Genomic DNA, 24,527 nt, shown 5'->3' with positions numbered 1-24,527 from the left:
ACCCACATCAATAACAAGGTTTTGTGTCGTTATAATCAGCCGCTTACCCGCATTCGAGACCGGTATGACCGCCATCCACATCAAGTTTCCCGCCCTCACCCTCAAGGCCGGCCCCCGTGCGTTCGCGCGGATTCGCCAGGCCGGCTTGAACGCCGCCGACGTCGGCATCCTGCCGGGCGCTGCCGGTGGTCCCAAGGCCCTGGGCATCCAGGGGCTGGACTTGGCGCTGTTCGACGAATGGCTGCCCGCCGCGCCCCGGGAGCGCTCGCTGATCGGGGCCTCGGTGGGTGCCTGGCGCTTCGCCAGCGCCTGCCTGCCGGATGCCGCCGAGGGCATCCGGCGCCTGGGCACCTTGTACAACGAACAAAGCTTTGCCAAAGGCGTGACCATGGCCGGGGTCAGCCAGAGCTCGCAACGCATGCTCGATGATTTGCTCGACGGCCGCGATGCGTCGATCCTCGATAACCCGCGATACCGGCTCAACATCATGGTGGTCAAGAGCCACGGCCTGCTGGCCCAGGATCATCGCGGCCGACTGGGCCTGGGCTTGTCGTCGGTGATTGCCGACAACCTGCGAGGTCGGGCACGGCTGTCGCGGCATTTCGAACGGCTGATCATCCATGACCCGCGCCTGGCCCCGCCCCTGCACCCGTTGAATGACTTTCCGTCACGTTTCGTTCCGCTGGCGGCCGGCAACCTGCGCCAGGCCCTGCTGGCCTCGGGCTCGATCCCGATGGTGATGGAAGGCGTGCGCGACCTGCCGGGCGCCGGTGCCGGTACCTACCGCGACGGCGGTCTGCTGGACTACCACCTCGACCTGCCCTACAGCGGCGAGGACATCGTGCTCTACCCGCATTTCACCGACCGGGTCATCCCCGGCTGGTTCGACAAGGGCCTGCCGTGGCGCCGGGGCAACGTCGACCGCCTGCAAGACGTGCTGCTGCTGGCACCGTCCCGTGAATACCTGGCGCGCCTGCCCTACGGCAAACTGCCGGACCGCAACGACTTCAAGCGCTTCATGGGCGATGACCCGAGCCGCCGCAAGTACTGGCGAACGGCGATGGACGAGAGCCGCCGGCTCGGTGACGAGTTCCTGGAGCTGACGGCCAACGGTGGCTTGGGCGAGCGTTTGCTGACCCTTTAGTCAGCACGGTCGCGCAACACCGTTATCAAACTGATAAACTCCGCCGCCTGCCTCGCGACCGCTACCTTCAAAGAGCCCGAACCTGTGGAAATCTTCAAAGAGTTTACCTTCGAATCCGCTCACCGCCTGCCCCACGTGCCGGACGGCCACAAGTGCGGCCGCCTTCACGGCCACTCGTTCAAAGTGGCGATCCACCTGAGCGGCGACATCGATCCGCACACGGGCTGGATTCGTGACTTCTCGGAAATCAAGGCGATCTTCAAGCCGCTCTACGAGCGCCTGGACCACAACTACCTCAACGACATTCCTGGCCTGGAAAACCCTACCAGCGAAGTCCTGGCCAAGTGGATCTGGAATGAATTGAAGCCATTGCTGCCGGAACTCAGCGCCATCCGCATCCATGAGACCTGCACCAGCGGTTGCATCTACCACGGCGAATAACCCCTTTCCTTGTGGCAAGGGAGCTTCTGTGGCGAGGGAGCTTGCTCCCGCTGGGCTGGGCAGCAGCCCCAAAAGCAGCGACTCGATTCAACCTGATACACCGCAATCTCAGGCTTGAGGACCGCTTCGCGGCCCAGCGGGAGCAAGCTCCCTCGCCACAAGGGTGTCTCCCCTGCTCAATGGCATTGGCCTATGCTCTAGCCCCTGAGCCATTTTCTGGGGAGTATCGATCATGACCCACTGGACGCTGGATCAAACATACGACTTCAACGGGCACTGCATCCGCTACGCCATCCACGGCGATGGCCCGCCGTTGGTGTTTGTCCACGGCACTCCTTTCTCTTCCTACGTGTGGCACCGGATCGCCCCGCTGTTCTTCGCCACCCACCGGGTGCATTACTTCGACCTGCTGGGGTATGGCCAATCCGCGCAACCCGATGCCGACGTGTCCCTCGGCGTGCAAAACCTGTTGTTCGCACAATTGCTGGAGCATTGGCGCCTGGATTGCCCGGATGTGGTGGCCCATGACTTTGGCGGTGCCACGGCCCTGCGCACGCACCTGCTAAACGGCAAGGATTACCGCAGCCTGACCCTGATCGACCCCGTGGCGCTGTCACCCTGGGGTTCGCCCTTTGTGCAGCATGTCCGCCAGCATGAAGCGGCCTTCAGCGGCCTGCCCGACTACATTCAGCGGGCCATCGTGCCGACCTATGTCCGCGGCGCGATCAAACGGGACATCCCGGACGCGGAACTGGCGCCCTACGTGCAGCCGTGGCTTGGCGAGCCGGGCCAGGCGGCGTTCTACCGGCAGATCGCGCAGATGGACGAACGCTACACCCGGGAAGCCGAGGGGCTGTATCCGAACGTGCGCTGCCCGACCCAGATCCTGTGGGGCGAGGATGATCAGTGGATTCCCATCGAGCGCGGCCGGGCCCTGCAACGGATGATCCCAGGGGCACAATTTCATCCCATTCCAAATGCCGGGCACCTGGTCCAGGAAGACGCGCCGGAGGCCATCGTCGCGGCGGTGTTGCGGTTCCTGCCATTGCATCTTGGTCCCTGAAGAAACCGCTCCCACAGGGGATTCCCTGCGAGTGAGATCCGTGTTCCAACTTGAATCACTCTTGCACCGCTTTTGGTCCCTGCGCCCACCCAATCCCCAGGATTGTCTATAAATAACCTCGCGATCACTCGCTTGGCACGGGCGCTGCACGTTTGCGATATCCCCCTCATCCGCAAGGACCGCCACATGACTCAGAACGATCCGGGCAATGACTATCCCTTGAGCGAAGTCCCGATGCACGCTCGCAAGGGCCTGGCCTCCACGGCCATGGTGCTGCTGGGTTTCACCTTTTTCACCGCCACCATGTTTGCCGGCGGCAAGCTGGGGGTAGCGTTCGGTTTTGCCGAGATGCTCACGGTCATCGTCATCGGCAATCTGCTGCTGGGCCTCTACGCCGCAGGCCTGGGCTATATCGCCTTCAAGAGCGGGCTCAATTCGGTGTTGATGGGGCGTTTCTGTTTCGGCGAGGTGGGCAGCAAGCTCAGTGACTTGATCCTGGGGTTCACCCAGATCGGCTGGTACGCCTGGGGCACGGCGACTGCCGCGGTGGTGTTGGGCAAGTATTTCGAGTTGAGCGAGAGCACCGTGCTCGGGTTGATGGTGCTGTTCGGCCTGGGGTTCTGCGCCACGGCCTACATTGGTTATCGCGGCTTGGAAATCCTCTCCTACATTGCCGTGCCGGCCATGATGTTGCTGCTGATGCTGTCGATGTGGGTCGCGACGGTGAAGGTCGGCGGCTTCGAAGGCTTGTTGGCGGTGGTGCCGACGGGCAGCCTCGACTGGTCCACCGCCATCACGTTGGTGTTCGGCACCTTCGTCAGCGGCGCGACCCAGGCCACCAATTGGACGCGGTTCTCCCGCTCGGCGAAGGTCGCGGTGCTGGCGAGCCTAATCGGCTTCTTCCTGGGTAACGGCCTGATGGTGCTGATCGGCGCCTACGGGGCCATCGTCTATCAACAACCGGACGTGGTCGAAGTGTTGCTGCTGCAGGGCTTCGCCATGGCGGCGATGGCGATGCTGCTGCTCAACATCTGGAGCACCCAGGACAACACCATCTACAACTTCGCCGTGGCCGGTTGCAACCTGCTGCGCACCCGTCGGCGCAAGACCGTAACCCTCGGCGGCGCGGTGATCGGCACGTTGCTGGCGCTGCTGGGCATGTACGATCTGCTGGTGCCATACCTGATCCTGCTGGGCACCGTCATCCCACCCATCGGCGGGGTCATCATGGCCGATTTCTTCTTCCGCTGGCGTGGTCGTTATCCGCGCCTGGCCGAGGCGCAACTGCCGGCGTTCAACTGGCCCGGGCTGTTGGCCTATGGGGTTGGCACCGTCGCGGCGTTCAATTCACCCTGGGTCGCGCCGCTGGTAGGAATCGCTGCCGGCGCGCTAACGTATGTGCTATTGATCAGCGTAATGGGTACTCGCACCGCTGATGCGTCCCTACAAAACCTCTAAAGGATTCGCCTGATGCACATCATCAACGCCCGTCTGCGTAACCGTGAAGGCTTGCATGAACTGCACCTGGAAAACGGCTTGATCGCCAACATCGCCCGCCAGACCGAGGCACCCAGCCTCGGCCCGGAAGACCTCGATGCCGGCGGCAACCTGGTGGTCCCGCCCTTCGTCGAACCACACATCCACCTGGACGCCACGCTCACCGCCGGTGAACCGCGCTGGAACATGAGCGGCACGCTGTTCGAAGGCATCGAGTGCTGGGGCGAGCGCAAGGCCACCATCACCGAGGAAGACACCAAGACCCGCGCCAAGAAAACCATCCAGGCCCTCGCCGCCCATGGCATCCAGCATGTGCGCACCCACGTCGACGTGACCGACCCCGAGCTCACGGCACTCAAGGCCCTGCTGCAAGTGCGCGAGGAAAGCCGTCACCTGATCGACATGCAGATCGTCGCGTTTCCCCAGGAAGGCATCGAGTCCTATCGCAACGGCCGCGAGCTGATGGAAGAAGCGATCCGCATGGGCGCCGACGTGGTGGGCGGCATTCCCCACTTCGAGTACACCCGCGACCAGGGCGTCAGCTCGGTGAAATTCCTCATGGACCTGGCCGAGCGCACCGGCTGCCTGGTGGATGTGCATTGCGACGAAACCGATGACCCGCACTCACGTTTCCTCGAAGTGCTCGCCGAAGAAGCCCGCAGCCGCGACATGGGCGCGCGTGTCACCGCCAGCCACACCACGGCCATGGGCTCCTACGACAACGCCTACTGCGCCAAGCTGTTCCGCCTGCTCGGGCATTCGGGCATCAGCTTTGTCTCGTGCCCGACCGAAAGCATTCACCTGCAAGGGCGCTTCGATAATTTCCCCAAACGCCGCGGTGTCACCCGGGTCAATGAACTGCTCGAGGCCGGGATGAATGTGTGCTTCGGCCAGGACTCCATCGTCGACCCGTGGTACCCGCTGGGCAACGGCAATATCTTGCGAGTCCTCGAAGCCGGCCTGCACATCTGCCACATGCTCGGCTACCGCAACCTGCAAAGCGCTCTCGACCTGGTCACCGACAACAGCGCCAAGGCCATGGCCCTGGGCGAGCGCTATGGCCTGGAACCCGGGCGTCCGGCTAACCTGCTGATCCTGTCGGCGGACAGTGACTACGAAGTGATCCGCAGCCAGGGCTTGCCGCTCTATTCGATTCGCAACGGTGAAGTGCTGATGAAGCGGCAGATGCCGGTGGTGGAGTTTGCGCACCAGCCAGGCTGATGTCCCTGCGGGAGCGGGCGCGCTCGCGATAGCGGCATCGGCCACGCCACAAACCTTCAGAAAGCTCTAGGCACAGACCGCGCCGTCCCAAACAACCTGACCCGCGCCAACTCACCCGCCTCTTCTTCCAGCAAAATCGGCGCAGTCCCCCCTGGCATCATCACACTCACCGCCCCCGCCTGCACCCAACCCACCCGCCATGCCGCACTGGCCACGGCACTGGCGCTGGTGCCCGAGGATGCGGTGGGACCTTCACCCCGCTCGAACACCCGGGCGGCGATTCGCCCTTCGGCTTCGAGCCAGGCCCATTGCAGGTTCACCCCCATAGGGCACGGCATTCCAGCCCCACCCGGCGGAGCATAGGCGATGCGGGTCAGGCTCTGGCACAGCGCCGGCGCACGCATCTGCGGATTGCTCGGCAGCGCCTCGGCACTGTCCACCAGCGTCACGCAATGCGGGTTGCCAATGTTCACGAACTGGCTGTTGCCCCACGCCGGGTTCAACCGTTCAAGCGCCGCCACACGGCTGACATCGCACTGGTTGAACATCACACGCTCGACGTCCTGGGCACCGACGGCGCCGGGCCCGAACAGCGGTTTGCCCAGGTCCAGCCAGAAGCCTTGGGCGCCTTCGAATTCAGCAGCGCGAACCGAGGTTTGCAGCGGTGACAAACCGTCGGGTTTATCGTGATGGACCTGCAGCAAGCAATGACCCGTCCCTGCCATCAAGCCCTGCTCTTGCAAGGCCTGGGAGAAAATCGTCAAGCCGTTGCCACTGCGCTCGGCCAGGGTGCCGTCGGTATTGACGATCAACAGATCAAAGGGCGGTTCGTTCTGGAACGGGCCGATCAGCAAACCGTCACTGCGATGAGCCTTGGCATCCGGCGGCGCTTCGCCCGGCGCCCAGGCGCAGAACGCGTGCACGGCAGCCGTTGCCCAAGACTCGCGTGTCTGCGCGGCCTGGGCAGCCGACTGAGGCAGCGCGATGCCGTGGTCTCGAACCTGCCGAGGGGAAATGACGCCATAGATATTGCCGCGCGCGTCATAAAACTTCGTCATGGATCTGTCCGGTATCAGCCAGCAAGGACCGCTACTTTATGTCGGCAAAGGCCAGGGAGCAAAGCTTGCTGGCAACCGGATATTCGCGTCGGCACCTTGGGGTCGCGGTGCGGTCAGTGGATATGCAAGCATAGGCTCCTGCCTGCACCACCGCATCGCACGTAAGCCAAGGACGTTTCATGACTGCCATTACGCCCCCGCCCACCTTTATCCCCGGACGCCTGGAACAGATGTCCACCCGCATCGCCTATCTCATCGCCGGCATCGGCATCGCCGCCTGGGCGCCGCTGGTGCCTTACGCCAAGGTGCGGGCGAACCTGGATGAAGGCACCCTCGGGTTGCTGCTGTTGTGCCTGGGGGTCGGGTCGATCCTGGCGATGCCGATTTCCGGTGCGCTGGCGACGCGGTTCGGCTGCCGGCGGGTGCTCAGCGGCGGCACGCTTCTGATCTGCCTGGCGTTGCCGTTGCTGGCGACGATGACCTCCCTGCCCTGGCTGGTGGCCGCATTGTTCCTGTTTGGCGCCGGGCTCGGAACCGTGGACTCGACCGTGAACCTGCAAGCGGTGATCGTCGAACGGGCCAGTGGCAAGACCATGATGTCGGGTTTCCACGGCATGTTCAGTCTCGGCGGGATCATTGGCGCGGCGGGTGTCAGTGCCCTGCTTGGCCTGGGGCTTTCGCCGCTGGGGGCGACGCTGGTGGTCAATGGCGTGCTGCTGGTAGCGTTGTTCAAGGCTGCGCCGCACCTGCTGCCCTACGGCAGTGAAAGCTCGGGTCCGGCGTTCGCCATTCCCCACGGCGTCGTGCTGTTTATCGGCATCCTGTGTTTCATCGTATTCCTGGCCGAAGGCGCGGTGCTGGACTGGAGCGCCGTATTCCTGGCCACCGAACGCGCGGTGGATACCGCCTATGCCGGGCTGGGTTATGCCGCCTTCGCGCTGACCATGACCGTCGGCCGGCTGACCGGCGATTCAGTGGTACATCGCCTCGGAGCCAAACGCGTGATCATCTATGGCGGATCGATCGCGGCAGCCGGGTTCCTGTTGGCGACCCTCGCACCGATGTGGCAAGCCGCGCTACTGGGCTATGGGTTGGTGGGCGCCGGGTGTTCGAACATCGTGCCGGTGCTGTACACCGCCGTCGGCAAACAGACCTTGATGCCAGAGGCCATCGCTGTGCCGGCCATCACCACCATCGGCTATGCCGGCATCCTTGCCGGCCCGGCGCTGATTGGTTTCGTCGCCCATGGCAGCAGCTTGAGCTTTGCGTTTGGGTTGATTGCGATATCGCTGGTGGCGGTGGCGGCCAGTGGCAAAGTGTTGAAAGTCTGAGGCCTCACACCGCTCTCTGTGGCGAGGGAGCTTGCTCCCGCTCGGCTGCGCAGCAGTCGTAAACCAGCCGATGCGGTCTGCCTGGAAAACGGCGTCAGGCCATTTTGGGGCGGCTGCGCCACCCAGCGGGAGCAAGCTCCCTCGCCACTGGATTGTATTTCAGCCCCTGGCATTGTGTTCCAGGCTACAGGGCCTGGTCCTCGATCAGAACCCCACACTCGCCTGCACAAAGAACGTACGCGGTGCGCCCACGTACATGCCCGAGTTGTTGTCACTGGAACGGGTGTAGTACTGATGGTCGAACAGGTTCTTCACCCCGGCGCCGACTTTCAGGTTCGACAGCTGCGCGCCAAAGTCATAACCGGCGCGCACGTTCCAGAGCACGTAGCCCGGCATGTCGCCAAACTGCCCATCGGCGCTGCCATCGGTGATGTAGTCGTCGCTGAAGCTGCCATCGGCGTTCACGCTGTTGCCCGGTGAGCGCTGCTTGGACTGGGCAAAGGCGTCGAGGTTGTAGGTCCAGCGATTGACGTCGTAGCGCAGGCCCACGTTGGCCACCTGCCGGGAATAGAACGGCAGGTCACGTCCCTTGAAGCTCGGGATCTGGCCTTCGTAAGTCGCACGGGTGTAGGTAAAACCGGCATTGGCGGTGAGGCCTTCGAGACGTGGGTCGAGCGCGGCCATGTCGTAATGCACCGAAGCCTCCAGCCCCTGGTGCTTGGTCGCGCCCATGTTGGTCCAGCCCACGTCGTTGCTGATGTACTGCAATTCGTCGTCGAAGTCGATGTAGAACAGCGTCACTTCCCCGCCCCACACGTCATCGTTGTAGCGCGTGCCGATCTCGTAGGTCTTGGCCTTTTCCGGGCTCAGGCCATTGGCGGTGTTGTTGCCGTCACCGCCCTGGCCGAGCTGGAAATACTGCAGGCTGCCGAACGAGGTCTCGTAGTTGGCGAACAGCTTCCAGGCATCGGACAGGTGATACATCACGCTCAGGGCCGGCAGCGGTTCGTTGCTGTCGATGCTGCGGCGTTTTTCCTGCACCGGGCGACCGGCGGTGTCGAGCACCGGGCGGTCATGCCATTCGGTGCTGATGCTTTCGAAGCGGATGCCCGGGGTGATGGTCCACTTGCCGACATCGATCTTGTCATCGATATACACCGCGTGGGCTTCAGTGCCACCGGTACGGTCCTGGTAGACGTGACCGTCGGCCCCCGGACGCACCACTGGTTCGTTATCACGCAACGCCAGGCGACTGGCCTCTTCGTGCATGCCTTCCTTGAGGTAGCGATAACCCACGCTGGCCTCTTGGGTGGTGGGGCCCAGGTCGAACACGTGGGACACCCGGGGCTCGATGCCGAAGGTGTAATAGGTGCGCGGGTAGGACACCAGGTTGCGCTGGTCCCGGGAAGCGATGGTGCTGCCCCGGTAACTGTCGGAGTAATAGGTCAGCACTTCGGCCTGGGTGCGGTCGTCGATCTGGCGCAACCATTTGAACGACACGTCCTTGCGCCGGCCGCTGAAGTTGTCCCAGTCGCGGTCGGACTGGTACGGGTCCGCGTCGTACTGGGCCTGGGTCAGGCCACCGGGCATGTCGGCCTTAGCGTCGTAGTAATGGAAGTTCAGCGAGAAGTCGTCCACCTCGGTGGGTGCCCAATGGGTCTTGAGGATGACGTCGTCGATGTCGTTGTCGTTGTTGCTCCGGCGATAACCGTTGCCGTTGACGCCGGAATACAACAGCGCCACGCCCAGGCCATTGTCCGCCGTGCCGCCGAGAAACGCCGTGTCGATGTGCTTCCAGCCGCCGCGCTGGGAGGTTTCCAGGGTGCTGCCGATTTCACCGGTGGCTTTTTCCGGGATCGCCCGGGTCACGAAGTTGATCACCCCGCCGACGTTCTGTGGCCCGTAGCGCACGGAACCGGCGCCGCGCACCACGTCGATGCTGTCCAGGTTGCCCGAGGAAATCGGCGCCATGGACAGTTGCGGCTGGCCGTAGGGCGCGAACGCTGCGGGCACGCCGTCGATCAACACCGTGGAGCGTGGCGACAAGCGCGAAGTCAGGCCGCGCACGCCGACGTTCAGGGAGATGTCACTGCCGCCTGTGCCGTTGGCGTCCTGCACCTGCACCCCCGGCACACGCCGCAGCACGTCGCCGACGTTCATCGCGCCCTGCTCCACCATCGCTTCGCGGCGGATCACCGTCCGCGCGCCGGGGTGGTTCTGCACCACCTCCGCATTGGCGTCGCCGAGCCAGTCACCGACCACCTGGATTTCAGTAGCGCCAAGCTCCAGCGGGCCGGCGCTGGAGGCCGAAGGCGCCGGCAATACGGTCGCCGAACCGTCATCAATCCGGTATTGCAGGCCACTGCCCTGCAGCAGTTGGTGCAAGGCCGCTTCCGGGGACAGGGTGCCGTCCACGGCCGGCGCTTGTTTACCGGCCACCAGTTCGGGGCTGAAGAACACCTGCAACGCGGTTTGCTGGCCGAGCTGGCTCAAGGCTTGCCCCAACGGCTGCGCCTGGATGTGAATGGCGGTGGTAGCCTGATCGGCATACGCCTGGGGCACAGCGGCGCTGACCGCCAGGGTCAGGGCCAGGGGCAGCCAGCGTACGTGGGTACGGTTGTTGTTTTTGGCGGTTGTTTTCACGTCGAACCTTGTCCTGTTGATCGCAAGAATACGCGTCTGTTAATGCAAACCAGTTGCAGTTGGACAAGAAGACGAAGAACTCGAAAAAAACCTGAATTTATCGCGCAATTATTTCCTGGCTGCCGTCATCCAGGTTGCGCACAGCCACCGGCAGAATGCTCGGCAGCGCCTTGAGCAGTGCCTCAGGATCGTCGGCGCGGAACACGCTGGTCAGGCGCAGGTCGCCCACCGCCGCGCTGCCGACCCGCAGGGGGCGAGTGCGATAACGGGAAACCTCTTCGGCCACTTCCTTGAGCGGCGCGTTGTTGAACACCAGTTTGCCGTTGCGCCAGGCGGTGAGCGCCTCGGCGTTGACCGCGTAAGGTGTGGCGACTTTGCCCTGGGCATCGATCTGGGTGCCGAGACCCGCTGTCAGTATGGCCAACTGAGCCGGGGGCGCGGCGCGTCCCTGGACCTTGACGCTGCCCTGCGCCACCGCCACCCGGGTCTTGTCGGCATCGCGGCGCACATCGAAGCGCGTCCCGGTCACCGTCACCTGGCCGTTGCCCGCATCGACGGTGAATGGCCGGCCAGCATCGTGTTCGACGCTGAACAGGGCCTCGCCCTCGACCAGTTCCACCCGGCGCTGACGGTGTGCGAATTGAATACGCACCCGGCTGCGGCTGTTGAGGTCGATCATCGAACCGTCCGGCAAGGCGATATGCCGACGCTCGCCGAGGACGGTGGCGTATTCGCCGCTGTAGTCGGTGGAAGAACTCAAACCGCTGAACAGCCCCAACCCCAGCGCCACTGCGAACAGTCCGGCGGCGACGGCATAGCGCAGCAGTGGCCGACGCTTGGGACGTTTGGCGGGAGGTTCGCACAGCGCTCGCAGGCGTTCCTTGGGCAGCAGGTCCGTGGCGCTCCAGATACCCTGGAGCAATTGAATTTCGTCACGGTGGTTGGCATGTTCGTCCAGCCAGGCTTCGAAACGCTGGCGCTCCTCGACACTCATGGCGGGCGCTTGCAGGCGCACGAACCATTGCGCCGCCGCGTCGCGAACCCTGTCCTGCCCGCACGGGCATTCACGGCTATCCATCATGGAAGGTCCTGTGGCTCAGGTGGAAGAGGACGACGGATCATTGGCCAGGCCCGTCCAGGCAATCGCGCAGATGCCGCAGGGTGCGGATCATATATTTTTCCACCATGTTTTTGGACAGGCCCAAACGCTCGGCGATTTCCGCCTGGGTCAGGCCTTCGATCTTCTGCCAGACAAACACCGTACGGCAGTTGGCCGGCAGCTCGGCAAGCGCTCGCTCGATGGAGTCTGCCAGCTGGATCGCGTGCATGTAGTGCTCCGGGTCGCCCGACAGCGACTGGCTATGGTCGACGGCCGCCTCCTCCATGGCCCCCCGTCGATCTTCGCGCCGATAGCCATCCACTGCAATGTTGCGCGCCGTCTGATGCAAATAGGCCCGTGGCTGCTCGACCCCGCTCGAATCGGACTCAAGCACCCGCACGAAGGTGTCATGGGCCAGGTCCTCGGCCTGCTGGCGATTGCGCAGGCGACGGGTCCAGGTGCCGATCAACTCTTCGTAATGCTCGAAAAAGCCGGGACTGCGGGGCAACTTGGGGGTCATCGCGGCGCGCTGTGGAAACGGGGTGTGAATAGTAATGCTTCCTATTAATACGAAGCAAACCTATTGCGGTGCCTGTCGTCCGAAGCTGTCCCAGCCGACGATAGATTCCTGTGGTGACTCAAACAGACTGGTTTTTCGACTTGGGTCGCGCTGGGTTTCCCGCCAAGCACACCGCTAGAACGCCACACAGGATCAAGGTCCAGCCCAGCGCCTGAAACCAGGCAGCGAGCATCAGTGCACCACTAATCAACACGTAATAGAACAAGCCAAACAACGCCCCGGCAGTACCCAGGCAGTCGCCATAGCGAACCAACGCGGCGCCCAGCACGTTGGGTATTGCCATGCCAAACGCCAACACGATCAGCAGCATCGCCACAACAAAACCGCCGCTGTCGAGCAAGCCTTGAACACTCACGCCACCGATCAGCAGCACCACTGCCGCCACCGCCGACAACTGGCCACCGTCGTAACCTCGCGCCAACAGACGCTTGTTCAGCCAAGCCCCCAAGCCCGAGCCCAGCGCCAGGATCACGCCGCTGTAGCCGAACAACTCGGGGCTCAATCCGAGCCGTTCGAACTGAAACGGAGCGAGATTGTAGTAACTGAACAGCGCCACATTGAAGGCGGCGACAAGAAACGACGAACACCAGATGGAGGGGTCCTTGAGCATGCGCCACAGTGTCTTCGATAGGGGTTGCGCAGGGAGACGGTCCGGCAGGGTTTCGGGCAAGGCGCGTGCGCACCACACCAGTAAAACCAACGACAGCATCAATAGGCCGCCGAATACGCCTTGGTAACCAAAGAGTCCTACCAGGCTGGCGCCACTGAGCAAACCCATCGCTGGGCTGGCCGCGAGGGCAATACCGATCACTGAAAAAACCTGGCCCAGTTGTACACCGTGATAACGATCACGCAGGACCGTCTGGGTCACCACCGAACCAACTGCCGCACCAAACGCAGCCAGGGCCTGAACGGCCAGCAGCGCATCGAAGGTGTCGACATTCAACCCCAGCATCGTTGCGGCAGCATACAAGGCCAACCCGCTCAACATGGCGGGCCGGCGACCGATGCGGTCACACACACGCCCCCACACCGCTACACCCAGGGCGAAACCCAAGAAAAACGTGGATAACAGCTGCGCGGCCATTTCTGCACTGACGGCAAAACTCGCGCTGATGTCTGCCAACGCTGGGCTGTAGAGGGTCTGGGCAATCTGCGGGAACATCACCAAGGCAATCGCCAGGCAAAGGAAAGGTCGCGAAATCATGCAAGCCAAGCTCGTTCGAAGACGGGCGAGCAGTCTACGAAGCCATTGGCTGTCGTATTATCCGAAGCCTGACAAATAATCCTCGAAATCGGACAAGTCATGGCCTGGCTCGACGCTCATGCCCTATTCGACCCCGACCGCCATGACGCGCCGGTCATCGGTCTCGCCGCAACGCTGGGTCATCACGATTCCGGCGTACATCGACATCAGCGCGGGCAACTGTTGTTCACACGCCAGGGCTGTACTCGCATCACCCTGGCGCAGCAACTGTGCTTGCTGCCACCATCGCGAGCTGCCTGGATTCCGCCGTTGATACCCCACCGCGCCGTGATGCAACAGAGCGTGGATTATCGATCGATCTACCTGAAGGCATCACTGTGCGCTGACTTACCTTCACACGTGTGCATCATCGATGTATCGCCACTGCTACGCGCCGTACTCGAACCGATCACCGACGCAGCGTTCGACAGCGACTGGACGCAAGGCCGTAACAAGCACCTGCTGGGGTTGTGCCTGGATGAAATCCGCGAGGCACCGCAACAGCCGATGCTGCTGCCGCTGCCTCAGGACAAACGCCTGGCACCTCTGCTCGCGGCACTGCAGCATTTGCCGCCGACATTGAACGTATTGGAAGAGCAAATCGGGGCCAGTGGCCGGACCATCGGCCGGATCTTTCAACGGGAAACCGGCATGGGCTATCAGCAATGGCGGCAGCAATGGCGCCTGATGCGCGCCATTGAACTGCTCGCCACCGGCCGCGGCCTGAGTTACAGCGCTTTCGAATTGGGCTTTGCCAGCGACAGCGCCTTCATCGCCTTCTTCAAGCAAATGACCGGTTTTACGCCAAAAGCCTACTTGGGTTGATTGCCGGCCGGTTTACGCCTCAGGCATCTTGCGAAAGCCCACCGCCAAACGGTTCCAGCCATTGATGGCGTTGATCGCCAGGGTCAGGTCGACCATTTCCTTGGGGCTGAAATACTCGCTCAGCAGGGCATAGTCGGCGTCCGGCGCGTGGGTGTCGCTCAGGCGGGTCAGGGCTTCGGTCCAGGCCAGAGCGGCGCGCTCGCGGCCGGTGAAGAACGGTGCTTCGCGCCAGGCGGTCACGGCGTAGAGGCGACGTTCGGTCTCGCCGTCCTTACGAGCATCGGCGGTGTGCATGTCGATGCAGAAGGCGCAGCCGTTGATTTGCGAGGAACGCAGCTTGACCAGCTCCAGCAGGGACTTTTCCAGGCCCAGTTTCGAGACGGCATTTTCCAGGGCCAGCATGGCTTTGAAGGCGTCTGGGGAGGCGGTGTAGAAATCGATACGCGGTTGCATGATGAGCTCCAGAACAATGGGGTGTAGCGCTACGTTAGCCGTGCAGTGGCGCGGTACAAATAGCCAATTGTTGGGAAGTTCGGGTGGCCAATGGCGCCGCAAGACGTGACCGGGTATTGGCCTTTTCAAGGGAGTCCAACCCTACGGGCTGTTGTGGCGAGGGAGCTTGCTCCCGCTCGGCTGCGAAGCAGTCGTCACCCGACTGACGCGGTCTGCCTGGGGAACGGTGTAGGCCATTTTGGGGCGGCTGCGCCACCCAGCGGGAGCAAGCTCCCTCGCCACAGGGGGTGTTTTCGGGGCAGGTTCAGGCCCGGCTGCGCAGCCACTGCAGGAAGCGCTTCTTGGCGACGGGCTTGGGCAGCTCGCGGGTGAGGTTCTGGGCGAGGTGGATGCGTACGTCCAACAGGTTTTTCATGGCGTCGTTGATGTCGTGACGGGCGTCGAGGCAAGGCTTGAGGTAGCTGTTCTCGATGCGATAAAGGGTGCAGAAGGTCTTGGCCGAAAAACTCGCCAGCGCGGCCTGTTCGGAAACGATCCCGGCTTCGCCGATCACCTCTCCCGGCCCCATGCGTCCGGCCTCGAATGGCTGGCCGTTACGCACAAGGGTCACGCTGACCACACCGGATTCAATGATGAACAAATGATCGCTGACTTCCCCCGCCGGCAAAATCATGTCGCCGGCGCGGAAGGTCTGCAGGGTCATGTTCTGGCTGAAGGTATCTTTCTCGTCCTGGCGCAAGGTGGAGAAGATGTTCGAGCTTTCCAGCAACGCCCGAGGCCGCGACGCATCCTTGGCGGTGGCGCTTTCACTGTTGGACAACAGGCTCACGCCCGAGGCCTGCAAATGCCGGAACGCCAGGTCGAACAGCTGGTTGCGCACCTCGCGCTTCTGGGCCCTGGAGGCGACGAACCCGCTGATCTCGTATTCCGCCCCATCACTGCTGCTGCTTTTGAGCGTCACGCAGGGTGCCGGGTTGGCGAGCAAGGTCCGACAGCCGATCATCGCTCGCTCCAGCGCGTCGATCACGGTTTGTGGCCGCGCGTGAGGGCTGACCTGGACGCTGATGGACAACCCATGGACATCGCTGGGTCGACTGAAGTTGATGACCTTGGCCTTGGCCGCGAGTGAGTTGGGGATCACCGCCATGCTGCCTTGGGCGGTCTGCAACCGCGTGGCCCGCCAGTCGATGTCAGTGACCCGGCCTTCGGTGCCGTCGATGGAAATCCAGTCATCGAGCTGATAAGGCTTGGTGGTGTTGAGCACGATCCCGGAAAACACGTCGCTGAGGGTGCTCTGCAACGCCAGGCCGACGATGATCGCCATCGCCCCGGACGTCGCCAGCACGCCCTTGACTGGGAGGTCCAGCACATAGGCCAGCGCTGCGATGACGGCGATCAGGAAAATCACCGCGCCGAGCAAATCCTGCAACAAGCGCCCGGTGTGACCGACCCGCTGCATCATCACCGCGCCCATCATCACCGTCAGGGTTCGCGCGGCGAGCAGCCACCAGGCGATCTGCAACCCGGTGGCCGCCAGGTGCCGTGGCACGTCGTCGACCCACTGCGCCGGCTCCATGGGGTTGAGGCCCTCGTTGAACAGCAACATGCTGAACAAGGAAAAAATCACCAGCCGCGCGCCGATTTTCCAGTAGGTCCGATCCGCACTCACCAGCCGCCATATCAGGATGTCGAGCACCAGCAGCGCCAGGGCACAGAGCAGCGGGTGCTCGGAGATCAGAGACAGCATCGGACGGCTCCAGAAAGATCAATGAGGCGAAGATTGGCACAGAATGACCAAGCTGTAGAGATCCCCGCAGATCTCCATGTGGGAGCGTACTTGCTCGCGATTGCGGTGCGTCAGTCAATGATGCCTGGACTGTTAGACCGCTATCGCGAGCAAGCTCCCACACAGTGGGTGCGGCGTGGCTGTTGTTTTCGCGTTCAATCGTCCATCCGGCCAAAACGCCCCGAGTGGAAATCGTTGAAGGCCTGGTGGATTTCCTGCTCGCTGTTCATCACGAACGGGCCATGGCCAACGATGGGTTCGTCGATCGGCTCGCCACTGAGCAGCAGCACAACGGCATCGTTATTGGCTTGCAGGCTCAATTGGTCGCCAGCCCGGTCGAACAGCGCTAGCTGGCCGGCCTCGACCCGTTCGCGGCCATTGACCTGGACCGAGCCATGCAGCACCACCAGGGCGGTGTTGTGGCCTTCATGCAGGTCAAGGACCAGGTCTTTACCGGCCTTCAAGCGAATGTCCCAGACGTCGATGGGGGTGAAAGTCTTCGCGGGCCCTTGATGCCCCTCGAAGCGCCCGGCGATCAACCGCAGGCTGCCGGCATCGTCCTTCAGCGCAATGTTCGGAATGTCGCCTTTGAGCAGTGTCTGGTAGCCGGCCGGGGCCATCTTGTCCTTGGCAGGCAGGTTGACCCACAACTGGACCATCTCCATGAACCCGCCCTGCCGGGCGAAAGCTTCGGAGTGGAACTCTTCGTGGATGATGCCGGACGCGGCGGTCATCCATTGCACGTCGCCGGGACCGATCTTGCCGCCGCTGCCCGTGGAGTCTCGGTGCTCCAGTTCACCCTGGTAGACGATGGTCACCGTTTCGAAACCGCGATGCGGGTGCTGGCCGACGCCACGACGCTCGGTGGTGGGCGTGAATTCAGTCGGGGCGGCGTGGTCCAGCAGCAAGAACGGGCTGACGTGCTTGCCCAGGTTGTCGTAGGAAAACAGCGTGCGAACCTGGAAGCCATCGCCAACCCAATGGGGCCGTGGGCTGGTGTAGAGGCCGATGATGTTTTTCATGCTGTGTCTCCAAAATCAGGTACTGCGATTCAATGGACACAGCTTAGAACCGACACCTTTGCAACACTAGACTGCAAAAATCAGCTTTAGCGTTCTATTTAGAGAACGACTGAAAAACCTGTAGGAGCTCGCTCCTACAGGTTCTGGTGTCATTCAAAGGTGATTGCGCTTGGCAAACTCCGACAGCCCCACCAAGGATTGCAGGCCAAGCTTTTCCAGCAGCCGAGTCTTGTAGGTGCTGACGGTTTTTGGACTCAGGAACAGGCTTTCGGCGATGTCCTTGCCGCGCATGCCCATGGCCAGCATGCGCAGGATGGACAGCTCGCGGGTGGAGAGGCTTTCCAGCGCCTGCTGTTCGCTGCGCTGCTGAAAATCCAGCCTGACGGACATCTGCGGAAAATAGGCATAACCGGACTTCAAGGCCTGGATGGCCTTGGTCAGTTCCTTGAGGTCGCTTTTCTTGGTCACAAAACCCCGGGCCCCGGCCGAGATGCAGCGGTTGCAGAAGTGCTGCGCATCCTGGGAAGTGAACACCAGCACACTGCACTCAGGGAATTGGGCCATGATCCAGACCAGCAGGTCCAGGCCATCGAAACCGTTCATCACCAGGTCGAGGATCACCAGGTCTGGCACGCACTCCTTGATGAGGGCCCTGGCATCGGCCACGCCGCTGGCGTCTCGGATGTGGGTGAACGCCTCATTCTGGCAAATAAGCCGCAGCGCCCCTCGTATGACAGGGTGGTCATCCACGATCAACACGTCTTTCAAGGCAATTCCCCAGGTCATTACAAACGGCACCGGCGCCATGACTGCACCGGACTCTTGCACAAGCGCCAGGCCCAGACACCTGTCAGATCCGACAGTGCAGACCAACGGTCTTTCTCAGCGTCCATGGCCCTGCCTGAGGGCGTGCGTCCACGGTTGCAGCGACTCACGGGCTTGAGGGTCGACCTGCTCCATCAGGCGCCGCAGGGAGACAAGGTCAGGCAGTGGCGCCTGGCTCAGGTGCATGCTCGATCGGCGCGCGACCGGCACCGGCGACAGGCTGGCCGGTTGCGCGTTGTAAATCATCCCGTGACGAACCTGTGGGTTATAGATAACAAAATCGTGCAAGTCCAACGCCCCGCTGGTCAGCCCGGCATTGACGACGATCAGGTCGAAGGGCTCGCTGCCGTACTCCACCAGCGTCAGCAACTCTTGCACATGGCTGACGGGGACAATCCGGAAATAGCCCTGTTGATTGAACAGGCGCTCCAGCACGATTCGATGAGCATGGTGTGGGTCGGCAATCAGGATACGGAGTGCTTTGTTCGGCATGGCAAGCTTTCCAATAGCAACGCGCCAGGTAGAAACCGGCTCAGAACATTAAAGGCCGTCAGGCTAGAGGAAGCGCTTGAAAGACGATGTAGGATTATTCCCAAAATGAAGCCAGACGAAGCCCTTGTTAGGTCTTCAGTTGCTCCGCCACGTGCTCGATGGCTTGGCGAATATCTTCCACGGCTTGGGCGAGCAGCAACGTATCGCCGCCTCGACAAGCGCTTTCCAGCGCCTCGCAGGCGGCGATCAGCCGTTGCGCCTGGACGATCCGCGCCCCACCCTTGATCCGGTGCGCCAGGTCCGCCAGGCCCGGCAAGTCTTGTCGGCTGGACAAGTGCAACAGTCGCGCCTGATCGTCGGCATTGCTGCTGACCAGTTCCTCCAGCAGTGCCCTGATGGCGGTCGTGTCGCCACCGGTCAGTTGTTCCAGGCTGGTCAAGTCGATGCCATCGTCGGGCTGAGGCGCCCCCACGTCCGGCGTGACCGAAACCAGGCACGCATTGAGCGCCCGAAGGCTGATGGGTTTGAACAGGCAATCGTCCATCCCGGCCTCGGCGCAGCGGTCCTTTTCCTCAGGCTGGGCGTTGGCCGTGAACCCCAGGATCAACCCAGGCGACAGGTTTTGCGCATGCTCTTCGTCGCGAACGGCCCGCGCGAGTTCATAACCGCTCATCAAGGGCATGTTGCAATCGGTGATGACCACATCGAAGTGCTCGCTGCGCCAGGCGTTCAGGCCTTCGACACCGTTCTGCGCCTCCTGGACACGATGGCCCAGGTAGGCCAGTTGCTGGGACAGCAGCAAGCGATTGGCCGGGTAGTCATCGACCACCAGGATACTCAGCGCCGGGCCCGGCACCAGCGCCTCAGCCTCGACAGGCGGCGAGGTCGGCAAGGCGTCGAGCAGGGGCAGGTCCAGCAGGATCTCGACCTGCGTGCCCGCCCCCGCCACGCTGCGCAACGTCAGGGTGCCGCCCATCATTTCGCACAAGGTGCGGCTGATGACCAGCCCCAGCCCGGAACCGCTGCGGGCCGACTGGGTCGTGTGGCTGGCCTGGGTAAAGGGGCTGAAGAGGCGGCGCTGGTCCTCAGGCGAAATCCCGCAGCCGGTGTCCTCGACTCGCAGGCAAATGCCCAGGCGCCTGTGTTCAATGTCCGGCTCGCCGCGCACACTCAGGCGCACCTCGCCTTGGTCGGTGAATTTGATGGCGTTGCTCAACAGGTTCGAGACGATCTGCTTGAAGCGCAACGGGTCGATCAACACGTCATGGTTGACCCCGGTGTCCAGCACCCGTTGCAGGCGCAGGTGTTTCTGCCGGGCCAGGCCCTCGAAAATCCGCGCCACCGACTCGGTCAATTCGTGCAGATTGGCCCGTTGCGGCGCCAGCGACAGCTTGCCCGACTCGATGCGGGCGATGTCGAGGATGTCGCCGATCAAGTCCAGCATGCCATGGGCGGCCCCCGACGCGACCTCGATGGCGACCCGGTCCACGATGCCTTGGTCGGCTTTTTTCAGGGCCAGTTCCAGCAGGCCGATCACCGCGTTCATCGGTGTGCGGATCTCATGGCTCATGGTCGCCACGAAGGTGGTCTTGGCCCGGTTGGCGTCGTCAGCGCTTTCCTTGGCGACGCGCAATTGCTCCAGCAGGCGCCGCAAGTAAATGACCCAGCCCAAGGTCACCAGCAATAGCAGCGCAGCGACGGTGAACCCCTGGAGAATCGTGGTGCGGTTGCGCAGCCAGTAACTGTCGTCGATCACTACCTCACTGCGCCAGCGGTTGGTCAGCTCGTCCATCTCTTCGGGAGAAATGCTCAACAGCGCCTTGTCGAGAATCGAGTAAAGCTCCAATGCGCCCCGGTTCGTCGCCAACGCAACGCGCGCGGGCAAGGTGCCGACGGTACTGGTGACCTGCAGCGTGTCGCGGTACTGGCGGGAGATCATGTAGCGGGCGCTGATCAGCGGATTGACCGCAGCGTCCGCCCTGCCGGCGGCGACCATGGCCATGGCATCGGCGGTGTTTTGTGCCGTCACCAACTGCACGCGGGGGAACTGCTCCAGCAGGAACTCGCGCAACACGTTGCCACGCACCAGCGCCAGGCGCTTGCCGGCCATCTGGTCCAGGGTTAGCGGCCCCTTGGCCCGCGCGGGCACCACCAGCACGAACGGATTCGTCAGGTACGGTCGGGTAAAGCGCAACTCGTCTTCGAGTTCGGTGCTGGGTATGGCGGTCGCCAGGACGTCGACCTTGCCGCTCTTGATCTGCCCGATCAAATCATCAACCGAGTCGCCACGCTGCACATCGAATTTCAAACCGGTGCGCAAACTGATCCTCGCCAGCACATCGGCGCCGATGCCGTGCAAATGGCCTTGTTCATCGAAGAACGTCAGCGGCAAGAAGTTTTCGTTGGCAGCGACTTTGATCCGTGGGTGGGCATCCAGCCAGCGCTGCTCCTTGACGCTGAAATGCAGCGCCTGCTGACCCGGCATGCTCGCGCCGCCAGCGCTCCAGCGCCTCAGGATGCTCATCTGTTCGCTGGCGGGGATGGCTTGCAGCGCGGCATTGATGATGCGCAACAGGCGCACGTTGTCGCGGCTGACCGCGAAGGCGAACGGCTGCACTTCCATGCGCGAAAAATCGGCCAGTTGAATATTGTTCAGGTAATTCTTGCTGATCAGGTAGTTGGAACTGATCGAGTCCCCCAGATAAACATCGGCCTGACCAAACGCCACGGCACCGATGGCGCTCAAGGTCGAGGGGAACAGCTGCAAGGAGGCTTCGGGGTAAAACGCCTCGACCGTCTCCGGCGGCAAGTAGTGATACAGCATCGCCACGCGCTTGCCCGCCAGGTCGCTGGGCAAGTCCTGGCTGTCGTTGATGCGCGCCACGAGGGTGGGCAGGTCATCGGCATAGGCCTGGGACATCGCCAGGTCCGGGTCGCTGGCTTCGAAGCCGTTGGCGGTGCCGAGCATATCGATCTCGCCGCCGCGCAGGGCCTGGAGCGATTCGGCACGGGATGGGTAGCGCTGGACCTGCACCTTGATGTGAAGGAGTTGCCCGAGCAATTGCGCATAATCGGCGGTCAGGCCTTCATAGTCGCGACCATTGCCGGTGATGCTGAACGGCGCGTAGTCCGGCGCCGAGGCGCCCAACTGCAACGTGCCCTTTTGGCGCAGCCAGGTCCAGTCGGCGTCGTCCAGGGACACCGAATAATCGCTCACATTGGAGCGCCCGAGCACCCGCAGCGCCTCGGGGGCCGCGCCCACTGGTGGCACCACACTCAATGAGCCCAGCAACAGCGCCACCAGGCCTGTGCGTAAAAGCAACATCATCTGGTCAGGGTGTTTCGCTTGGCGTAGTCGGCCCGGCTCACACCGACTGCACATACAGTCAGGGTGGACCGGCTGAAGGGTTCAGACTGCCAATACGAGGGAACAGCGAACCGAGCCTGTCAAACAGCAGGAGGCTGTGAAGTGAGTGTAGGAAATTTCTGAAGAATTTCCTGCGAGTGACCAGAGACCGGGCCTATGGCCTGTGGGAGCTTGCTCGCCCCCACAGGGTTGCGTTGGCTAATAGATTTCCTGCGAGTGACTCGCTCCCACAGGGCCTATACGGCGGCGAGCAACTGATCGCGCACCGGACGCGCCTGCCCGCGATTGCTCCCGTGCTCATACAGCGAGCCGGCAATTTCATCGGCACGCACCGGCAGGATCGACAGCAAGGTATCGCTCAGGCCATGGCTGGCCTGGCAGAAGCCCTGCATGTAGATCGCCGCCTTGCAGCGCTCGTCGGTGATCAGCTTGTAGTTGCGATCCACCTCGAAATCCCCCAGGTATTGCGCCAGCGGCTCCAGCAAGGTGCGGTGCATCTGCCGCTCGTATCCTGTGGCCAGCACCACGGCGTCATAGCGGCGCACGGTCAACTCGCCAGTAGCGTTGTTGCGCACCGCCAGTTCCACGCCGGCGTCGGTGGCCGTGGCCTTCTCCACCGTAGTGAGGGTCCGGAACGCATGACGGGCGATGCCAGAGACTTTCTGGCGATAGAAAATCCCGTAGATGCGCTCGATCAGGTCGATGTCCACCACCGAATAGTTGGTGTTGTGGTACTCGTTGACCAGGCGCTCGCGCTCGCTGTGGGGTTGCTGGAACACCAGGTCGGTGAACTCCGGCGAGAACACTTCGTTGACGAATGGGCTGTCGTCCGCCGGCTTGAGGGCCGAGCCGCGCAGGATCATGTCGACCTGCACCGAAGGGAAGCTGTCGTTGAGGTCGATGAAGGCCTCCGCCGCACTTTGCCCACCGCCGATGATCGCGATCTTCATCGGCTGGCCCTTCACGCACGGCTGGCCCGCCATGCGCTCCAGGTACTGGGAATGGTGGAACACCCGCGCGTCGTCCTTGAACACCTTGAACGCCTCGGGAATCCGCGGCGTACCACCGGCACTGACCACCACCGAACGGGTGGTACGTACGAATTCTTCGCCCTGGCGGCCGCGGGAAATCACCCGCAGGGCTTCGACCTGCTGATTGTGCAGCAGCGGTTCGATGCGCAGCACTTCTTCGCCATAGCGACTCTGTTCGGTGAAATGCCCGGCCACCCAGCGCAGGTAGTCATTGAACTCCATGCGGCACGGGTAGAAGGTGCCGAGGTTGATGAAGTCCACCAGGCGGCCATGGTGCTTGAGGTAATTGACGAACGAATACGGGCTGGTGGGGTTGCGCAGGGTCACCAGGTCCTTGAGAAAGGAAATCTGCAACTCGCTCTGGGTCACCAGGGTGTTGCCGTGCCAGCGGTAGTCGGCCTGCTTGTCGAGGAACAGCACGTCCAGTTCACCCTGGACCGGCCCGCGCTCCTGCAATGCGATGGCCAGCGCCAGGTTCGAGGGGCCGAAACCGATGCCGATCAAGTCGTGAACGATGGGCGATGCAATTGCCTGTGTCATGTCCAGTGTCCTCTGGAAAAGCCCTCAACAGGGCGCGAAAAGCCTGGGGTGACCTGCCCAGCGTTTAGGGGGCCAACAAGTCGTGTGTTGAGAGGAACGAGGACAATGAAAAAAAATTTACCGCGAGACGACCGGCGTAGGCAGATTAATGTGCGTCCCACTGCCGCACGCGAACGCGGCAGTGCTTCATGGCGTTGACGATGTGTTTTTCCACCAATGCCCGGGAAATGCCCAGGCGCTCGGCGATTTGCGGGTGGGACAGGCCTTCGAGCTTGCGCAGCAGGAAGCTCTCGCGGCACAGCGGTGGCAGCTCGGCCAGGGCACGCTGGAGCATGTCCAGGCGCTGGCCGTGGTCGAGGCTGGTCTGGGGCGACGGGGTGAAGAAGCGCTCTTCGCTGTCCAGCACCTCCAGGGATTCGACCTGGCGCAAGGTATTGCGCCGATGCCCGTCGATCACCAGGTTCAATGCCGTGCGATACAGGAACGCCCGGGGCTGTTCGATGGGCGTGTCGCTGGCGCGCTCCAGCACCCGCACATAGGCGTCATGCACCACATCCTCGGCCGCCTGGCGGTTGCCTAGCCTGGCGTTCAGGAAACACACCAGCTCGCGATAGTAGTTTTCCAACATGACTCCCGTGCGCAATGGCTGCGCCAGCTATCCCTGTGCCCACTCGGCATGCCCGGGAAAGGCAATGGCACGATAGTGGCAGATTCAATCGCGTAATTTATAGTAATTCTCATATAGATTTAAAGCTTTGGTTTGTATCAGGGCTGATTCGTTCAGTTGACGAGGCGTCGGCCCCTGGCTTTTGTGGCGAGGGAGCTTGCTCCCGCTGGGGCGCGAAGCGGCCCTGAAACCTGAG

General features: G+C 62.6%; 20 protein-coding genes. 7 read left to right on the top strand and 13 right to left on the bottom strand.

The features are described 5' to 3' along the window. Nucleotides 1–64 precede the first annotated feature (64 nt). The 5 genes from BM300_RS13545 (at nt 65) to codA (ending at nt 5,366) form a co-directional block, all read left to right on the top strand. Nucleotides 65–1,144, top strand: coding sequence for a hypothetical protein (locus tag BM300_RS13545; protein ID WP_092149248.1), 1,080 nt, complete (start codon nt 65–67; stop codon nt 1,142–1,144). 84 nt (nt 1,145–1,228) lie between these two features. After that, nucleotides 1,229–1,585, top strand: a complete 357-nt coding sequence (queD, locus tag BM300_RS13540) for a 6-carboxytetrahydropterin synthase QueD (protein ID WP_003203918.1) — start codon at nt 1,229–1,231, stop codon at nt 1,583–1,585. A gap of 232 nt (nt 1,586–1,817) precedes the next feature. Further along, nucleotides 1,818–2,648, top strand: a complete 831-nt coding sequence (locus BM300_RS13535) for an alpha/beta fold hydrolase (RefSeq protein ID WP_092347654.1) — start codon at nt 1,818–1,820, stop codon at nt 2,646–2,648. 186 nt (nt 2,649–2,834) lie between these two features. Next, nucleotides 2,835–4,106, top strand: coding sequence for a cytosine permease (codB, locus tag BM300_RS13530; protein ID WP_072345861.1), 1,272 nt, complete (start codon nt 2,835–2,837; stop codon nt 4,104–4,106). A gap of 12 nt (nt 4,107–4,118) precedes the next feature. Beyond that, the gene (codA, locus tag BM300_RS13525; RefSeq protein WP_072345859.1) at nt 4,119–5,366 is read left to right on the top strand and encodes a cytosine deaminase; all 1,248 of its coding nucleotides are present in this window, start codon (nt 4,119–4,121) and stop codon (nt 5,364–5,366) included. 56 nt (nt 5,367–5,422) lie between these two features. On the opposite strand, the gene BM300_RS13520 is transcribed toward codA, so the two are convergent. Then, nucleotides 5,423–6,424 (bottom strand): diaminopimelate epimerase, encoded by a 1,002-nt coding sequence (locus BM300_RS13520; protein WP_092463129.1) that lies wholly within the window; start codon nt 6,422–6,424, stop codon nt 5,423–5,425. A gap of 179 nt (nt 6,425–6,603) precedes the next feature. On the opposite strand from BM300_RS13520, the gene BM300_RS13515 reads away from it, so the two are divergent. Further along, nucleotides 6,604–7,755, top strand: coding sequence for an MFS transporter (locus BM300_RS13515; RefSeq protein ID WP_092463128.1), 1,152 nt, complete (start codon nt 6,604–6,606; stop codon nt 7,753–7,755). A 204-nt stretch (nt 7,756–7,959) separates the two neighbouring features. On the opposite strand, the gene BM300_RS13510 is transcribed toward BM300_RS13515, so the two are convergent. The 4 genes from BM300_RS13510 to BM300_RS13495 form a co-directional block, all read right to left on the bottom strand. After that, the gene (locus BM300_RS13510; RefSeq protein WP_092463126.1) at nt 7,960–10,398 is read right to left on the bottom strand and encodes a TonB-dependent siderophore receptor; all 2,439 of its coding nucleotides are present in this window, start codon (nt 10,396–10,398) and stop codon (nt 7,960–7,962) included. Nucleotides 10,399–10,495: 97 nt separating this feature from the next. Continuing rightward, nucleotides 10,496–11,479, bottom strand: coding sequence for a FecR family protein (locus BM300_RS13505; protein WP_092463124.1), 984 nt, complete (start codon nt 11,477–11,479; stop codon nt 10,496–10,498). A 37-nt stretch (nt 11,480–11,516) separates the two neighbouring features. Continuing rightward, nucleotides 11,517–12,017 (bottom strand): sigma-70 family RNA polymerase sigma factor, encoded by a 501-nt coding sequence (locus tag BM300_RS13500; RefSeq protein ID WP_092149230.1) that lies wholly within the window; start codon nt 12,015–12,017, stop codon nt 11,517–11,519. Between the two features lie 118 nt (nt 12,018–12,135). Next, on the bottom strand, nt 12,136–13,284 hold the full coding sequence (locus BM300_RS13495) for an MFS transporter (RefSeq protein ID WP_092463123.1): 1,149 nt from the start codon (nt 13,282–13,284) through the stop codon (nt 12,136–12,138). 99 nt (nt 13,285–13,383) lie between these two features. Here BM300_RS13495 and BM300_RS13490 point away from each other — a divergent pair, with 99 nt between their 5' ends. Continuing rightward, the gene (locus tag BM300_RS13490; RefSeq protein ID WP_092149224.1) at nt 13,384–14,148 is read left to right on the top strand and encodes an AraC family transcriptional regulator; all 765 of its coding nucleotides are present in this window, start codon (nt 13,384–13,386) and stop codon (nt 14,146–14,148) included. Nucleotides 14,149–14,160: 12 nt separating this feature from the next. Here BM300_RS13490 and BM300_RS13485 read toward each other — a convergent pair whose 3' ends face one another. The 8 genes from BM300_RS13485 to BM300_RS13450 form a co-directional block, all read right to left on the bottom strand. Continuing rightward, nucleotides 14,161–14,601, bottom strand: a complete 441-nt coding sequence (locus tag BM300_RS13485; protein ID WP_092222556.1) for a carboxymuconolactone decarboxylase family protein — start codon at nt 14,599–14,601, stop codon at nt 14,161–14,163. A 304-nt stretch (nt 14,602–14,905) separates the two neighbouring features. Next, nucleotides 14,906–16,348 carry a mechanosensitive ion channel family protein gene (locus BM300_RS13480; protein WP_092149218.1) on the bottom strand — a complete coding sequence of 481 codons (1,443 nt, stop codon included), beginning with the start codon at nt 16,346–16,348 and terminating at the stop codon, nt 14,906–14,908. Nucleotides 16,349–16,542: 194 nt separating this feature from the next. Then, on the bottom strand, nt 16,543–17,409 hold the full coding sequence (locus tag BM300_RS13475) for a pirin family protein (protein ID WP_063320281.1): 867 nt from the start codon (nt 17,407–17,409) through the stop codon (nt 16,543–16,545). 153 nt (nt 17,410–17,562) lie between these two features. Beyond that, on the bottom strand, nt 17,563–18,216 hold the full coding sequence (locus BM300_RS13470; protein WP_170845957.1) for a response regulator transcription factor: 654 nt from the start codon (nt 18,214–18,216) through the stop codon (nt 17,563–17,565). Between the two features lie 75 nt (nt 18,217–18,291). Continuing rightward, on the bottom strand, nt 18,292–18,726 hold the full coding sequence (locus tag BM300_RS13465; protein ID WP_092149215.1) for a response regulator: 435 nt from the start codon (nt 18,724–18,726) through the stop codon (nt 18,292–18,294). Nucleotides 18,727–18,853: 127 nt separating this feature from the next. Next, nucleotides 18,854–22,054 (bottom strand): transporter substrate-binding domain-containing protein, encoded by a 3,201-nt coding sequence (locus BM300_RS13460; protein WP_092463121.1) that lies wholly within the window; start codon nt 22,052–22,054, stop codon nt 18,854–18,856. Between the two features lie 275 nt (nt 22,055–22,329). Beyond that, nucleotides 22,330–23,664 carry a lysine N(6)-hydroxylase/L-ornithine N(5)-oxygenase family protein gene (locus BM300_RS13455; RefSeq protein ID WP_092149209.1) on the bottom strand — a complete coding sequence of 445 codons (1,335 nt, stop codon included), beginning with the start codon at nt 23,662–23,664 and terminating at the stop codon, nt 22,330–22,332. Between the two features lie 145 nt (nt 23,665–23,809). Then, complete coding sequence (locus tag BM300_RS13450; RefSeq protein WP_058546861.1) at nt 23,810–24,292, bottom strand: sigma-70 family RNA polymerase sigma factor; 483 nt, start codon at nt 24,290–24,292, stop codon at nt 23,810–23,812. Nucleotides 24,293–24,527: the final 235 nt, after the last annotated feature.

The organism is Pseudomonas sp. NFACC46-3 (assembly GCF_900114515.1).
Classification (GTDB): Bacteria; Pseudomonadota; Gammaproteobacteria; order Pseudomonadales; family Pseudomonadaceae; genus Aquipseudomonas; species Aquipseudomonas fluorescens_Q.
This window is presented reverse-complemented; position numbering and strand designations above follow the sequence as displayed.

Excerpts from the sequence above, each read along its gene's own strand:
- codB (WP_072345861.1), top strand. The coding sequence starts at position 2,835 with ATGACTCAGAACGATCCGGGCAATGACTATCCCTTGAGCGAAGTCCCG.
- BM300_RS13450 (WP_058546861.1), bottom strand. The coding sequence starts at position 24,292 with ATGTTGGAAAACTACTATCGCGAGCTGGTGTGTTTCCTGAACGCCAGG.
- BM300_RS13470 (WP_170845957.1), bottom strand. The coding sequence starts at position 18,216 with ATGGCGCCGGTGCCGTTTGTAATGACCTGGGGAATTGCCTTGAAAGAC.
- BM300_RS13465 (WP_092149215.1), bottom strand. The coding sequence starts at position 18,726 with ATGCCGAACAAAGCACTCCGTATCCTGATTGCCGACCCACACCATGCT.
- BM300_RS13480 (WP_092149218.1), bottom strand. The coding sequence starts at position 16,348 with ATGCTGTCTCTGATCTCCGAGCACCCGCTGCTCTGTGCCCTGGCGCTG.
- BM300_RS13460 (WP_092463121.1), bottom strand. The coding sequence starts at position 22,054 with ATGATGTTGCTTTTACGCACAGGCCTGGTGGCGCTGTTGCTGGGCTCA.
- BM300_RS13520 (WP_092463129.1), bottom strand. The coding sequence starts at position 6,424 with ATGACGAAGTTTTATGACGCGCGCGGCAATATCTATGGCGTCATTTCC.
- BM300_RS13495 (WP_092463123.1), bottom strand. The coding sequence starts at position 13,284 with ATGATTTCGCGACCTTTCCTTTGCCTGGCGATTGCCTTGGTGATGTTC.
- BM300_RS13485 (WP_092222556.1), bottom strand. The coding sequence starts at position 14,601 with ATGCAACCGCGTATCGATTTCTACACCGCCTCCCCAGACGCCTTCAAA.
- BM300_RS13455 (WP_092149209.1), bottom strand. The coding sequence starts at position 23,664 with ATGACACAGGCAATTGCATCGCCCATCGTTCACGACTTGATCGGCATC.
- codA (WP_072345859.1), top strand. The coding sequence starts at position 4,119 with ATGCACATCATCAACGCCCGTCTGCGTAACCGTGAAGGCTTGCATGAA.
- BM300_RS13535 (WP_092347654.1), top strand. The coding sequence starts at position 1,818 with ATGACCCACTGGACGCTGGATCAAACATACGACTTCAACGGGCACTGC.
- BM300_RS13475 (WP_063320281.1), bottom strand. The coding sequence starts at position 17,409 with ATGAAAAACATCATCGGCCTCTACACCAGCCCACGGCCCCATTGGGTT.
- BM300_RS13545 (WP_092149248.1), top strand. The coding sequence starts at position 65 with ATGACCGCCATCCACATCAAGTTTCCCGCCCTCACCCTCAAGGCCGGC.
- BM300_RS13505 (WP_092463124.1), bottom strand. The coding sequence starts at position 11,479 with ATGATGGATAGCCGTGAATGCCCGTGCGGGCAGGACAGGGTTCGCGAC.
- BM300_RS13490 (WP_092149224.1), top strand. The coding sequence starts at position 13,384 with ATGGCCTGGCTCGACGCTCATGCCCTATTCGACCCCGACCGCCATGAC.
- BM300_RS13500 (WP_092149230.1), bottom strand. The coding sequence starts at position 12,017 with ATGACCCCCAAGTTGCCCCGCAGTCCCGGCTTTTTCGAGCATTACGAA.
- BM300_RS13515 (WP_092463128.1), top strand. The coding sequence starts at position 6,604 with ATGACTGCCATTACGCCCCCGCCCACCTTTATCCCCGGACGCCTGGAA.